The sequence below is a fragment of the Desulfomonilaceae bacterium genome (assembly GCA_041662605.1).
Lineage (GTDB): Bacteria > Desulfobacterota > Desulfomonilia > Desulfomonilales > Desulfomonilaceae > CAJBEZ01.
Genome location: JBAZSD010000035.1, coordinates 1 through 14704, shown reverse-complemented (window position 1 = coordinate 14704; position 14704 = coordinate 1). Strand labels below are relative to the sequence as shown.

The following is a 14704-nucleotide window of genomic DNA, read 5'->3' as shown; positions in this document are numbered from 1 at the left end:
AGGAGGACACCATGTACGGTCTAGGCATAATCATACTTCTGGCCATTGCCATCCTTTTTATGGCCATAAAAGTGCTCAACGAATACGAAAGAGCTGTTATCTTTCGGCTCGGGCGCATAATAGAACACAAGGGCCCTGGAATTATAATTCTTATCCCTGGGGTCGACAGGATGGTCAGGGTTAGCCTCAGGACGGTGACTATGGATGTTCCCCCCCAGGATGTCATCACTCGTGATAACGTATCTGTAAAGGTGAACGCTGTCATTTATTTCAGGGTCATGGAGCCAACCAAAGCTATCATAGAGGTCGAGAATTATCTCTACGCGACCTCGCAATTGGCTCAGACGACACTGAGAAGCGTATGCGGCCAGTCTGAACTTGATGAGCTACTTGCCGAGCGCGAAAAGGTCAACCTGCAAATTCAAGAGATCCTTGACAGACATACTGATCCGTGGGGAGTTAAGGTCAGTATGGTCGAACTAAAATACATAGATCTGCCTCAGGAGATGCAGCGAGCCATAGCGAAACAGGCTGAGGCTGAAAGAGAAAGACGGGCAAAAGTAATTAACGCTGAAGGTGAATTTCAGGCGGCGGCGAAACTTTCCGAGGCAGCGGTCATAATAGCCAAGGAACCTATAGCATTGCAATTGAGGTTCCTGCAGACCCTGGTGGAGGTTGCGGCGGAAAAGAATTCTACCACGGTCTTCCCTATACCGATTGATTTGTTCGAGCCATTCTTAAGAAAGATGAAGGAGAAGGACGAGAGTTAATTTCTTCGGCCACTCAGGCCGCTTGTGAAAGGATAGACCATGCCGGGAATACTTATTCGCTGGATAATTATGACTGTCACTGTGCTGCTTATATCCAAACTTCACCTGGGAGTCACAGTTGACGACACGGGCTCAGCGTTGGCGTTCGCCGCTATCCTGGGCATATTGAACGCCTTTATTAGACCGGTCCTGATAATTCTAACGTTGCCGCTAACTGTGGTAACCTTGGGGTTCTTCATCCTTGTAATTAATGCGCTGCTTTTCTGGTTTGTAGCCGGACTAGATGTGGGAGTGCACGTAGCCGGATTCTGGTCGGCTTTTGGCGCTTCTCTGGTTGTCAGTATTGTTTCCTGGTTTATCAGTTCGGCTATTTCCGGCGGTGGGGGAGAGAGAACAGTCCTAGTAACGCATTGGGGTCGCAATGTTGTCGATCTGAGGAGAGGAAGAGGGGGCCGATGGGAATGATGTTTCAGACGGCCAATGGAAATTTCGCTTGGGAGCCTCCACGCAGATGGGAGGGTAAGTGTCCGTTATTACCGGACTGGCCGAACTAAGAGAAAATCCTACAATTGTAGATCAATATGAGCGTCTGGGGCTTCTATACAACCAGGCTTCAATTGATACCGATTTCAGGGAATCTTGCGAAGTCCTTCATGGGGTTCTAGGCGATAGACTTACGACTCTATTCGGTCCTCAACACGGAGTCGGGTCGACAGAACAGGATAATATGATCGAAACAGGTCATTTCCTGCATAGAACCCTCGGCTTGCCCGTTTACAGTCTTTATTCCTCGAGCAGACGTCCATCTTCTGAGATGCTGGACAATGTAGACGCTGTACTTGTCGACATTCAGGATGTGGGCGCTCGCGTATACACCTTCTGCGCAACCGTAGCCCTTCTGATGGAGGAGTGCGCGGCTCAAGGGAAGCCGGTAATTATTCTTGACCGACCAAATCCGATAAATGGAACGAGCGTTGAAGGAAATGTTCTTGACCCCGAGTTCTCATCGTTTGTCGGTCCATATCCTTTGCCCATGCGGCATGGTATGACGGTCGCGGAACTCATGAGTTATTACAACGCGGAATTCCAAATAAATTGTGAGTTGATAATCGTTAAAATGAAGGGCTGGGACAGGACCTTCTACTTTGAGGACACGGGATTGCCATGGGCTTTCCCTTCTCCAAACATGCCGACTGTTGAGACGGCGATTGTTTACCCAGGGCAGGTGCTGCTTGAAGGAACCAACCTGTCGGAAGGTCGTGGAACTACCCGGCCATTTGAAATATTTGGGACGCCATTTTTGAACCCGGAAAAGATTGTTACGGATATTGATCCAAGATGTCTTGCCGGGGTTTGTTTAAGGCCCATCCAATTTAGGCCGGTCTTCAACAAGTGGAGTGGTGGATCATGCCTTGGCTTTCAAATCCATGTCACAGACAGAAATTTGTACCATCCTTACAGGACTACATTGGCGATTTTGTCGGCGATCATAAAGAATAGTCCGGACAATTTCCAATGGTCGGAGCCTCCTTATGAGTATGTCCGTGATAAATTACCGATAGATGTGATTTTGGGAGATCCGGAAGTCAGGAAATCGTTAGAACGAGGAGATTCGGTTTTTGTCATGGAAGAAATGTGGAAAAACGGCCTGGAGAATTTTCTGAAAATCAGGCGTGATTTCTTGATCTATTGAAAAGTTCGAACTACCTTTGAAATTGTGAACATTACTTCTTGAATCTGTACGCCCCACACCACGGACTGTTTCCATGAAAACAGCGCTATTTGTTCAATTACCACCACCAAGATTTGATTTTCAGGACCAAGGGGCGAACATCCCTTTGGCGGCCGGATTACTGGTGTCTTCTCTGAAGACGGGACTCCATTCGGGGATCAAAGTCGAAATACTTGATTCTTATACAGTTGATGTGTTTTGTGACGTTGGGATAATTCGGAACATAGTGAACCGAGCCCCGGATATTTTGGCTATTTCTCTGTACTTGTGGAATTCACAAAGAAGTCTCTTCATAGCGTCCGCGGTAAGACGCCTTTTGCCCAATCTGAAAGTTATGGTAGGCGGACCGGAAGTGTCAACGGACAACGATTGGGTTTTACGCCACCCTGCGGTTGATATGGCGGTCATGGGGGAAGGGGAAGCTCAATTTGAGGATGCTCTGCGTCAACTTTCCAGTGGTACATCGGGAAAGCAGAGGGGAAAACAAATCCCTTGCCTAGCCGCTACGATTTTCAGGCCAGGAAACGAGAATCAGACAGACTGGGATCTCGGCCTTTCCTCAAATCCGTATATAGATGGAACAATTGAACCGTCTCTCAATGGTTCAATATTCCTGGAAACAGTTCGAGGTTGCCCTTTTAAATGCAGGTATTGCTATTATCACAAGGCCTTTCGCTCCGTCAGAGCATATCCACTGTCCCTTGTGGACAAGGCGCTGGATTTTGCCTATTCAAGGGACAACTCTGTAAAAGAAATTTATCTTATGGACCCAACGTTCAATGCCAGACCCGACTTTCGCGATATTCTGAAATTAATGGTCCGTTTACGAGAGCAAAAGGATCTTCGTGTTCACACAGAATTGAGGTCGGATCTGCTCCTGGAAGGAGACATACAGCTTTTCAAGGATGCCGGGCTTGTGTCTGCGGAGATTGGGCTTCAGAGTGTGAATCCTAAAGTCCTGGCCTTGGCCGGCCGTTCCGGAGATCCGGAAAAGGTGCTGGATAAGACGGCTGAATTGGCTCGGTCCGGAATTGACGTCACTACCGGGATTATTCTGGGATTACCGGGAGACGATCCTGTGGGTTTTTCAGCGACCATGAAACGACTCAAAGAGACCGGGGCGTTTTCCGTAATCCAGCCTTTTACCCTCGCGGTGTTGCCGGGGTCTGATTTTCGCCGGGAATCCGGATCTCTTGGACTTCATTATGACAGTAGACCTCCATATTACTTGCATGAGTCGACAACTTTCTCGGCGGAATCGATGAAAAGCAGCCTAGATGAGTTTGAAGATACATTTGACATGGAACTTGATCATATCGGGCTTCCTTCTCTGGTGGAGTTTGGCAAGGAGCATGGAGGGTTTGGAGAGTCGAACAACTATGTCAGCAAGTGGATTATTAGTTCGGATGGTCTTCTCACGGTCTCACGTATGACATGGATGTTTGAACGGGCTACAAACCCCTTCACCATCTGGTTTAAAGGAGACGATGCGTCAAAATCCTACAGCTCCATCATCAATCTTGTGTCGACTTTCCTGGATCATAACCCTCACACGGTATTGCACATTGTGCTGGAGTTCAACGGTGGGATTTCACGGGAATTTCTTAGAAATCTTTCGGAATCGAGCGCCAATCCTGAAACCTATACCAACAAGGCGTTTTTCCCTTTATACCCAAAAGGATCAATTGTTTCGCCTAACGTGATCGTCATTGTTCCTTTGCCTGAAACCAGCTATGCTCTTGAACGAATAAAAAATTATTATACGACGGACGCCACGGTCGTATGGAGAGCGGACATTTCCAAAATTACGGATTATCGAAATCTCACCGTACCAATGCTTATTACAGGCCCAATTCCGTCCCAAGAGACTCTAAAGCGCTCTTTGGAAAAGGATCTCAGAAAAATGGCTGGAGAGCTGTTGGAAGAGATCATGTTTCTGAGCGCTGACGCCCAAAATTGGTGGGATCGTGACGTACGCGGGATCTCCATGGAGTCGAGACTGGCCGAGAGAATCGTTAAAACATGATAGGCTGCCCCTTTTTCCCAAATCATGATTCTGATTTTCAACGCTTGTGAATATGCCTGATTGAACCACGTATCTCTAATTCGCTGTCGCTAAAGAAATATTCTGATCCCAATCCCTACGACTTTAACATGGGAGGATGACCTCAAATCCCGCTTGCCTCACCATTTTAAGATCATCTTCCACTGACCGGCCACAGGTAGTCAGATAACCTCCTATTATCATACCGTTTGCCCCCGCTCTGAGGGCCAAACCCTGAAAGTCTCCCAGATTACGCTCTCTGCCTCCTGCTATTTTTATGGTCGCGTGGGGGAGAATGAGCCTGAACAACGCTATGGTCTTAATGATCTCCATAGGCTCAGGTGGCTCTGCATACTGAAGAGGAGTGCCGGGTCTCGGATTCAGGATATTTATGGGAACGCAATCCACGCCAAGTTCAGCGAGTGTGAACGCCAGTTCAATTCTCTGGAAGGGAGTTTCGCCAAGGCCGATTATGCCACCACAGCAAGCTGAGACTCCTTTGCTCTTGACAACCTTCACTGTTTCGACGCGTTTCTCATAACTATGTGTAGAACAGACTGAAGGATAGTATTCCCGACAGGATTCCAGATTGTGATTGTACCTTGTAATGCCTGCTCCAAACAATTCAGCGGCCCTGTTTTCATCGAGAAATCCCAAGGAGGCGTCGAGCTGGATGTCTACTTCGGATTTCACAGTCTTGATGGAGTCTATCAACACGGCGAAATCTTTGTCGTTCAAAGCCCCGCCGCTAGTTACCGTGCAGAACCTTCCAGCGCCGAACGCCTTGGCCGCTTTAGCCGCATTCAGTATTTCCTCTGTTGAACGCAAGGGGTAGACATCACCAGCGCTTTTGTGCTTGGCTGATTGGGCGCAAAAGACGCAGTCTTCCGAACACAGGCCTGACTTGGCGTTTATGAGGGAGCATGAGTCGAACTTGTTTCCCTTGAACGTTATTCTCAGGTGATCGGCCGCGGCCGCCAGTTTGATCAAAAGGCTATCAGAAACGGACAACAGTAGTTCCGACTCGTATCTTTCTATCTTGCCACCCGCAAGAATTCTCTCTTCAATTTCTTCAATCAGTGTAGCCAATGAGTTTTCATCCATAGTCATGTGAACCTCCACGAACATATTACCTTATCAAAATTATGGGTTAATCTGAAATTACTTTTAATCATGGCCGGCCGGTTTTTTTGAATCCAAAAGCTCGAGTCTGAATCAATATTAAATGTAGTCGGCGCGGGATCTAATGCTCTCAATGGAAGGGACAAGTCAAATGCGTATATTCGGCAGCACGGGTGCAGACATTATGAGAAGTCAATTGTATAGCTTGGGTAGAGAAATGGATAGCCTTTTTAACGGTCTGTCACAAAGCTCAAGCGCCTGGACCGCGGCTCCATGGAGAGACTCAAGACTCATGCCGCTTTTGAATGTCAAAGAAACGGTTGAGAGTTTCACAGTCACCTGTGAGATGCCGGGAATGAAGATTGATGATCTTGAGATAAAAATTGACGGAGAAACCTTGACGTTAAAAGGGGAGCGTAGGCCGGATCCTACGATTGCAGGCGGACGATACCACAGACGTGAAAGAGTGACGGGTTGTTTTCAGAGAAGTATCCGGTTGCCTAGAAAAATCGATGAGGACGCTGTGACTGCCTCGTGCAGAAATGGGGTTCTCAAGGTGACGCTGCTGAAAGAGCGGAAGCCTTTAACCAGGCAAATAAAGATAACAGCGGAGTAACGCCGAAAGATCTGATGTGAAATGGCTTATCTGCGACGCACAAAAAAATGATGTTTTTTGAATTTGCGAGGAACCTTTGTATGCACGGGTTGACAAAAACGGTAATAGTTAATATTTAATACTGTGTCCTTTAATGGAGCGCAGTAAATTATAATCCCAGGAATCAACACCTATTATGGGGACTAAACGGAGCGTAGGAATGACCTATCCTGTAGCGATCAATCAACTCGATCAGTTTTTGACTCAGGTCCGCTCTATCAAACCTCTTTCAGCGGAGCGAGAATTCGATCTTGCCGTTCGGTATAGAGAATCTGGAGACGTCGAGGCGGCTCACGAACTAGTCGTGTCACATCTGCCTTTTGTGGTGAAGATCGCATTTCAGTATCGACACTATATGTTGCCTGTCCAGGACCTGATTCAGGAGGGTTCTGTCGGCTTGATGAAAGCCGTTAAACGGTTTGATCCGGACAAGGGTTACCGTCTGGTGTCTTTTGCCATATGGTGGGTTAAGGCATATATAAAGAACTTCATTCTGAAATCGTGGAACCTGGTTAAACTCGGCACTACTCAGGCCCAACGGAAGCTTTTCTTCCGAATTGGTGACATCGGTGAACATAAGGACGGCGAATCCAGAGCCGAACGTATTGATAAGCTGGCCCGGGAACTTAATGTAAAAACTGACGACGTCATAGAAGTTGAGGCTCGTGTGAAGGCCAGAGAATGGTCCTTAAACGAGGCTCTCGGCGATGACAAGGATTTCACCGCCATCGAAATGCTTCAAGATGAATCCGATAATCAGGAAATCAGGATGATGGCCAAGGAGTCTGAGAAGGAATTGCATGAAGTTACCGGAAAGGCGTTGAGTAAGCTCGACGATAGAGAGCGTTTCATAGTTGAAAAAAGGTTCATGGATGACACTCCGTGGACTTTGCAAAGACTTGGTGAGCATTTCGGCACAAGCCGGGAACGTATGAGACAAATAGAAAAACGAGCTTTGGGAAAATTGAAGCGGGAATTGTCCACTACTCTTACTGAAGCCCCTGCATATTGATCCAACAGGCCCCGCTTCGAGTCGCTTATTAGCTAGACAGGCCGTTAGCCTTACAATAAGGCGGCGGCCTTTCTTGCTTTTAAGGAAATGGCTTATCTTAAAGCTAATTCTTCCCATAGGTTGTTGACTTTTATTAAAGAGAGTTCTATATCCCATTGGGCGCCGGTTTAATCACGATCCTTATGGTGTCTCACATTTGAAATTTAGTATACTCACGCTGACTATATTCTGTGTTCTTTGCTTTCCATTTGACATATGTATGGCGATTGTTAATGAAGGACAATCACAAGGCTCTTTTCGACCAGCCGAGGTTAACGGAGCCATACCGCCTCCGAAAGGTGTTGCAAATTCTCCAGGCGTGTTGCAAGACATGTCACAACCGACCGCATCAGAGTCATCGGCGCTGGAAATGCATTTCAGACGAGTTAGAGACGCTGAAATTGTTGAACATCAATATGCTGTGGACCAGGAAGAGGAGAGGGCCATTGCAAACGTGCGCGAGCTGGATCCTGGGAATGCCGGAAGGTGGTTAGCCGGCTTTATCTCTGCTAAACCGCTTAGTTGTCCTGTGAAAGAGCGCACAGAGTGGGTCGACGCGATTTTGTACGCCGTCCAGAAAAATGGTTTGCCCCTGTGTAAGGAAATATTAGGGCTAACGGCCTCAATAATATCGATCGAATCGAGTTTTCGGGCAGATCCGGCGGTTGCCGACTCTTCAAAGGCCGAGACTATATCAGGCCAGCTTGAGCGTGCGGAGAAAGAGCTTTTCCAAAAGTATGGAACGTGGTTGGCCATTCCTCCTGTGCCTCAGCTATATCAAAGATACAAGGACAGATATTATCCTGAACTTTTACAATGTCGAACTGAAGGAGAGGTCGAAAGTGTAGCCAGACATATTGCGGATGATCTAAAACGAGATGTTTCCGTCTTGCCGGATTTCATGAGAGGGTTGGTTAACAAAGAGATCGACAAGGTTGCACACGTCGTTAGGACGAAAGGATCCATGCAACTCAATTTTCCCAGGGCCAGGCAATTGATGAAGGAGAGGGGCGAGAGTTTCACTGACCAGGAATTGACCGATTATATATATACTATTCCAGGCGGAGTTGATGTTGGGGTTGCGGCTCTGAAACCCATGTTCATGCAATATGCGGCAACCTATGGTTCGACCTCGGATCTTGCATGGCTATTTTTTGTAGGTATGGATTACAACTATGGTCCTTTTTCCAGTCGGAACATGGTTGAACAGATACGTATCAGGGACTTATCTTCCTTTATGGATCTTCAAATCGATGGAGACCTGCTTCAATATGATGATAAGGGAAGACCGTCCCCCAAAGAATCCGAGTCCCTTCGAGCCACATCAGTCGCTTTCCCCGCACTACCCAAACACAAGATTTTTGATTCTTTTCTCCTTGAAAAAGAGCCTCACTATATTTACTCGGACATACATCACGCGATTCTTACTCAACATGCCTCCCGTTTTGGCCCGACCCCTTTTGCGGTTATAGGTGATTTGTGGATGGGAGAAAATTCTCAGATCAAGCACGGAATTACATTTAGGACGAAGACCTATCTGAACAAGCTTGACAAGTACCTTAACGCCATCCCCTGGGACAACTGACCCGAGGAAAACAGTCAGGGTCCAGCCAAGCGGCTAACACCCCGTGCAACCGGTCGAAGTTCGTGTAGCGACAGTTCCTCATACCTGATGAAGGATCTTGATGATTTTCGTTGCCGATTTGTCCCAAGAGAATTCCCCAGCCCTTTTCAATCCTTTTTCGATCAAGAATTCCCTCAAGGAGTCGTCCTTTTCCAGCGCCAGTATTGCCTCAGAGATTTCTTCCGTACTCTCGGGATTTACTGTCAACGCGCAGTTTCCTGAAACCTCACCAAGCGAGCCCTTATCTGAAGCTATTACAGGACAACCGCAAGACATGGCCTCTATCACAGGTAGTCCAAAGCCTTCGAACAAAGAAGGAAAGATGAGGCCTCTGGCTGCATGAAATAGGACCGCCAAGTCTTGGTCATCCACAGAGCCAAGAAATTTCACCCGTTCCTTGGTTCGACTCGCGGATATCAGAGACAGGATTGAATCGGTGAAGGCGCTTCTACGGCCTACTATGGCAATGGATAAGTCCAACTCGTCGGCAACGTTCAGGAACGCTTCAATAACACGAGGTGTATTTTTATATGGCTTTCCGTTGGTGATATGCAAAAAGAACTTCTTGCCGGCAAGTCCACAATAGTTGAGTTTATCCGCAGCCAACTGTTTATCAGGCGATTGTCGGAACAATTGGTCTACGCCGTGGTAGACCACATGGCAGTCTTTAATACGGTTAGGCCAAAAACTTGAAAGATCGTGACAAGTCGATTTTGAAGGGACAATTATCTTGTGGGCTTTTCTTACGGATAATTCCACAAGACCACGGAAATAAATTTTTCCAGCGATCATTCTTAGAGGTTTGCCCTGAGCTTGCGTCCATGTCTGATCAAACCACATTGTGTCATGTATGGTTATCACCCCTGGAGTTTTCATCAAAATAGGCTGGAGCATATGAGGGCTATAAAATATGTCGGCCCCAAGTTTGTCAATTTCCTTGCCAAGGCCAAAGACGGTGTAAGGATGGATGTGGCGATAGGGAATATCCAGAACTTCTATTGAATCCGGGATTTTTCTTCTAATCTCTTTCGAAAGATCTGATCGTATCAAAACCTGGAGAGAAAGATTCTGATCAGCGTCGGAAAGGGCCCTTATCAAATTGATGGCGACCCGTCCGGTTCCGTCCAGTTGATTAGGTATACATCTTCCATCAACTATGAGCTTCATGTCTTGGTGTTGACCTGTGAACTCCTATGTTCGGAGAAAAACGCGAGTAATTAAAAACTCGCGTCATCTCCATATATATATTTCTGATTGTCTTAAAGAAACTCGTGTTTTCAACTAACGCTCCACGAAATTTATTTCTTGGCCTTTTCCGCAAAATATCCAGCCGCTTCGTGAGGAAAGATCGCGTAAATGAGCAGTTCTTCGTCAGTAAGCCCCGGAAATTTGGCTTCCAATTCCGGCCACATGGGAGGCAACAACTCGGCCGGTCTTATTGAAATAGGTTTTTCGCCTTTTAGAACCCTTTCCTGTAATTCTTTGTTCACAGGAGCAGGCGTCTCGCCATACATCCCCTTCAACAGGTTTGCCGTATGATTTGCGATTATCTTGTAGCGGCCCAACAGCACATTGAAAGTCGCTTGAGACACTACAATTTGAGAAGTTGGCGTCACCAGAGGAATAAATCCGAGGTCCTCTCTAACCCTTGGGATTTCATCGACTATTTCATCCAGCCGATCAAGGGCGTTCTGAAGTCTGAGTTGGCTGGCCAGGTTTGACATGACACCACCCGGAATCTGGGTCACAAGCATTTTGCAATCAACTCCACTGTAAGGCGCCTCGAATTCGCTGTAAAAGCCTCTTACGGCCTTTGCTTCTTCCGCTGCCTTCGTCAGTTTTTTCAGGTCACATCCTGTGTTATAGCCGAAACGCTCGAGAGAAAAGACAAGTGATTCAGTGCAAGGGTGACCAGTACCTCCGGAGAATGGACTCAGGACAGAGTCTATCATTTCACATCCCGCTTCTACGGCCTTCAGGGCAGACATCATGCCCATGCCGCAATTGTCATGTGTATGAAGATGAATTGGCACTTTGACAGCCTTTTTCAGGCCGGTAACCAGTGCAAAAGCGGTTTGGGGATCTATCAGGCCCGCCATATCCTTGATGGCTATCTGGTCTACACCTTTGTCTTCAAGTTGACGGGCCTTGGAGACAAATTTTTCAATAGTGTGCACGGGGCTTATTGTGTAGCAAATGGCTCCTTCAGCGATCTTCCCGACAGACTTGACCGCCTTTATAACCATCTCGTGATTTCTCACGTCGTCAAGAGCGTCGAAGATCCTGAATACATCAATGCCATTCCTTGCAGAGCACTCGACAAATTTTTGAACGACATCATCCGGAAAATTGGAATAAGCGACGAGGTTCTGACCACGGATCAACATCATGTTCTTCACGTTAGGCATCACCTCTTTAAGTTTACGGGCTCGTTCCCAAGGATCTTCCCTCAAATAACGAACGCAAACGTCAAAGGTTGCGCCACCCCAGGTTTCAGCTCCATAAATCCCGCTATCCGCAAGTCTAGTCGCAACCCTTAGCAAATCATCCAGCTTGATTCTGGTAGCGACTTTGCTCTGAGATCCATCTCTAAGAGTGATGTCAAAAATTTTAACCGTCTTGGTGCTCTGATTTTCCATTTATTTCCTCCCTGGAGAAATCGGTATACCATTATCCTGGTTACAGGCTACATTAATCCAAAGGTTGACCTGGCCGGTGAGCGCGAATAAATCTGTCGTTTAACTGATTGTCACCCTGAAGATACCACAAGGGCTAACATGGGGAACTCGTGAGTTTACTTCACTCTGTTTTGTATACCACTTTTGATCATAATCTTAAACGGCTAATTTTCTCTTAAACTTTTCTTAATAATTTGTCCCTTTTGAGGGAAAAACGTTGTTACAAATTTCTTTTCTTCCTCCAAATTCTTAACGAAACCGTCCAATCGAGCCTCTCTTAATGAGTTCAAAATGGAGCCAAATATAGGACCCGGAAGATAGCCCATCTCTTTGAGTTCTTTTCCTGTCATGACAGGTTTCACATGTCTGAGGGTTATGATGTATTCCGATATAGCTCTTCTAACAGGTTCTCGAGACGCTTTTGCCATCATGAACAGGAGTGACTCGATGGATAATTTGCTTAGCGCCAAAAAAATCTCACTGGGTTTTACGATTTTGTCCCTTTCTAAAAGACCGAGCATCCATCTGAGTTCCCGTTTTTCTTTGACCAGGCGTTTCGTTTCCGGATCCGGCGCCGACAGCCTTGCCGCAAAAGATTGAAAATTCGACTCATCCAATGAATCAGTCATTGCCAAGAAATAAACCAGCCAAGCTTCAATTCTTTCGTTGAGGAAAAGGTATTTCCACCATGAAAGCACACCGGACACGGATTCCACAAGATCAGCAATCTTTTTGTTAACAATCAACCCCGGACACAGCGCATCGAGCACGCCCATACTTGACATTTGTTGGATGGCCGGGGAAGGATTCCTCTCGTCAAGTATGTGGAGCAGCTCATTTAAAAGACGTTTTCCTTCAACCCTGTCAAAAACCTCTAACTTGAGAGCCCCCTTTATCAGAGCTAGCGTGTGTTTGCCTATGTTGAAATTGAACCTGCTCGCAAATCGAATGGCTCTAAGAATTCGGGTGGGATCCTCGACGAAAGCCAGATTGTGCAAAACTCTGATTACTCTTTCTTTTATGTCCCTGACACCCCCGAAGAAATCTATCAGGTATCCCCATTCAAGGGGGTTGAGGCATATCGCAAGTGTGTTGATCGTAAAATCACGGCGGTATAAGTCACGTTTGATCGAACTTGTTTCAACTTGCGGCAAAGCTCCAGGACTTTCATAATACTCGTGCCGAGCTGTAGCCACATCGATCTTGAACCCATCTTCGAACAACATTACCGCGGTGCCAAACTTTTCATGGCAGCGGACGCGGCAGTTTTGATAAGTTTCCGCCAAGGCTTTTGCAAAAAGGATCCCATCGCCTTCGACGACCAGATCGATGTCTAAATTGTAAATTCTCAGAAGTAGGTCGCGAACGGCTCCTCCCACAAGGAAAACTTCGTAATTGAAATTTTCCGCAATCTGACCAGCCTTCTTGAGAATATCCAGGACCTTTTGCGGTGTCCTCTCATCAAGGAGTTTCCTGACACTCTTTCGTTTTTCCCGACCACCAGGGTAGTCGTCCGGGCTGGTGGAATCACTGGTTCGGGGAAGCTTCAGATGCTCGAGAAGGTCACTCCTCGATATTACACCTACCATCTGTCCTTCATCGATTACCGGAACCAATCGGTGACGACCATCTACAGTAATTCTCAAAGCACGGTCTATGGACTCGTCAGAAGTTACAAAAACAACCCCTGGATTCATGAAGTCTGAAACCGGATGGTTTTCCAGTCCGTGATGTCGGGCTTTATCGACTGCAGATCTATGGAGTATTCCTAAAACGGACTGGTTTTTTTCGACGGGCAGCGAGCTGATCTGGTATCGGCTCAGCAGAGCAGAGGCCTCCTCGATAGTCTGTTCAGGACCAACCGTAATTACGGGTCGCGACATGATCTCGGACGCTTTCTGCTTGGGATGCGCCCTGGAGCGTAGCTCGTTGAATACCCTATCTTTAACTTCATATAAGGACAAGTCCCTTATCGTAGCGCTTGCCGCTGATGGATGACCACCACCGCCGAATTCCGCTGCAATCTCTCCGACGTTTACTTCAGGAACTCCGCTGCGCGCAATCAGGTGTACCCTATCTTCCATTCTCACTATGGCTATCACAATGTCATAGTTTTCCATTTCCTTGAACTTGTGAACCAGAATCGCAAGGTCGCCCACGTACTCTTCAGCGTGGGCTGTGGCCACGATAGCCTCGATATTTCCAAAGCTGAAAACCTCGGATCCTTCTATGAGCTGATGCAGAATGTCGATTTGGTTTTTTGTCAAATCGCTGGTCATCATATTGGCCACAATGTTCAGGTTCGCTCCTCTCTTGAGAAGCCATTCAGCGGCCTGAAGATCTTCCGGTGTGGTCGATGAAAAAGTGAAGGAACCCGTGTCTTCGTAAATTCCTAATGCCAAGACGGTGGCTTCTTCTGCGTTGACCTGGATTTTCTTTTGACGAAACAAGTTTATGAACAATGTGACAGTTGACCCCACCCGTCTTATGACCTCAAGTTTCCCTTTGATGTCTTCTTCGGAATCAGGGTGATGGTCGTAAATGTGAATTTCCACCTCCCCGGAATCACAAAGCTGGGCCAATTTGCCTATGCGACTTCTTTGTCTTGTGTCGACAAGTATCAGTTTCTTGACTTTCGAAAAATCTAAATCCTTGACGCGGTCTATTGATAGTATGTACAAGGTTGATTCCATGAAGAAATCGCGCAGGTTTTTCTCCCGTGATCCCGGAAAGACCACCAAAGCGTCCGGATAAAGTTTCTTTGCGGCCACCATGGAAGCGAAAGCGTCAAAATCAGCGTTCAAGTGAGTTGTGATTATTTCCATATAACGAAATTTCCATTATTAGTTTTTAGCTTGGGACGTCAAAGTTAATCCGACGAAAAATCAATTACAGAAAACACTACCATGATCCTTCGCGAAAAAAAGTAAAAAACCTCGTTGTTCTTGATAAATCAAGATGATAGTATTCTTTTATCACAGAGAAACCATCACCAACGAGGTTAATTAATTATGTCACAAGGTCTTTT

11 protein-coding genes are annotated in these 14704 nt (G+C 46.7%); 7 read left to right on the top strand and 4 right to left on the bottom strand.

The features are described from left to right. The first annotated feature begins 11 nt into the window (after positions 1-11). The 4 genes from WC647_18355 to WC647_18340 all read left to right on the top strand — a co-directional run bounded on the left by WC647_18355 (position 12) and on the right by WC647_18340 (position 4528). Positions 12-770, top strand: a complete 759-nt coding sequence (locus WC647_18355; GenBank protein MFA6224266.1) for a slipin family protein — start codon at positions 12-14, stop codon at positions 768-770. Positions 771-809: 39 nt separating this feature from the next. Continuing rightward, positions 810-1235, top strand: a complete 426-nt coding sequence (locus tag WC647_18350) for a phage holin family protein (GenBank protein ID MFA6224265.1) — start codon at positions 810-812, stop codon at positions 1233-1235. A gap of 58 nt (positions 1236-1293) precedes the next feature. Next, positions 1294-2463, top strand: coding sequence for a DUF1343 domain-containing protein (locus WC647_18345; GenBank protein MFA6224264.1), 1170 nt, complete (start codon positions 1294-1296; stop codon positions 2461-2463). A gap of 73 nt (positions 2464-2536) precedes the next feature. Beyond that, on the top strand, positions 2537-4528 hold the full coding sequence (locus tag WC647_18340) for a radical SAM protein (protein MFA6224263.1): 1992 nt from the start codon (positions 2537-2539) through the stop codon (positions 4526-4528). 123 nt (positions 4529-4651) lie between these two features. On the opposite strand, the gene bioB is transcribed toward WC647_18340, so the two are convergent. Next, the gene (bioB, locus tag WC647_18335; protein MFA6224262.1) at positions 4652-5656 is read right to left on the bottom strand and encodes a biotin synthase BioB; all 1005 of its coding nucleotides are present in this window, start codon (positions 5654-5656) and stop codon (positions 4652-4654) included. Between the two features lie 196 nt (positions 5657-5852). Here bioB and WC647_18330 point away from each other — a divergent pair, with 196 nt between their 5' ends. The 3 genes from WC647_18330 to WC647_18320 all read left to right on the top strand — a co-directional run bounded on the left by WC647_18330 (position 5853) and on the right by WC647_18320 (position 8959). Further along, entirely contained in the window at positions 5853-6284 is a 432-nt protein-coding gene (locus WC647_18330) for an Hsp20/alpha crystallin family protein (GenBank protein ID MFA6224261.1), read from the top strand. 199 nt (positions 6285-6483) lie between these two features. Next, the gene (locus WC647_18325) at positions 6484-7335 is read left to right on the top strand and encodes an RNA polymerase factor sigma-32 (GenBank protein MFA6224260.1); all 852 of its coding nucleotides are present in this window, start codon (positions 6484-6486) and stop codon (positions 7333-7335) included. A gap of 370 nt (positions 7336-7705) precedes the next feature. After that, complete coding sequence (locus WC647_18320) at positions 7706-8959, top strand: DUF1615 family protein (GenBank protein MFA6224259.1); 1254 nt, start codon at positions 7706-7708, stop codon at positions 8957-8959. A gap of 78 nt (positions 8960-9037) precedes the next feature. Here WC647_18320 and WC647_18315 read toward each other — a convergent pair whose 3' ends face one another. The 3 genes from WC647_18315 to WC647_18305 form a co-directional block, all read right to left on the bottom strand. Beyond that, positions 9038-10165: a glycosyltransferase family 1 protein gene (locus WC647_18315; GenBank protein MFA6224258.1), complete on the bottom strand. Its 1128-nt coding sequence runs from the start codon at positions 10163-10165 to the stop codon at positions 9038-9040. Between the two features lie 131 nt (positions 10166-10296). Beyond that, on the bottom strand, positions 10297-11637 hold the full coding sequence (locus WC647_18310) for a pyruvate carboxylase subunit B (GenBank protein MFA6224257.1): 1341 nt from the start codon (positions 11635-11637) through the stop codon (positions 10297-10299). A 203-nt stretch (positions 11638-11840) separates the two neighbouring features. Then, entirely contained in the window at positions 11841-14501 is a 2661-nt protein-coding gene (locus WC647_18305) for a CBS domain-containing protein (protein ID MFA6224256.1), read from the bottom strand. Positions 14502-14704 lie beyond the last annotated feature (203 nt).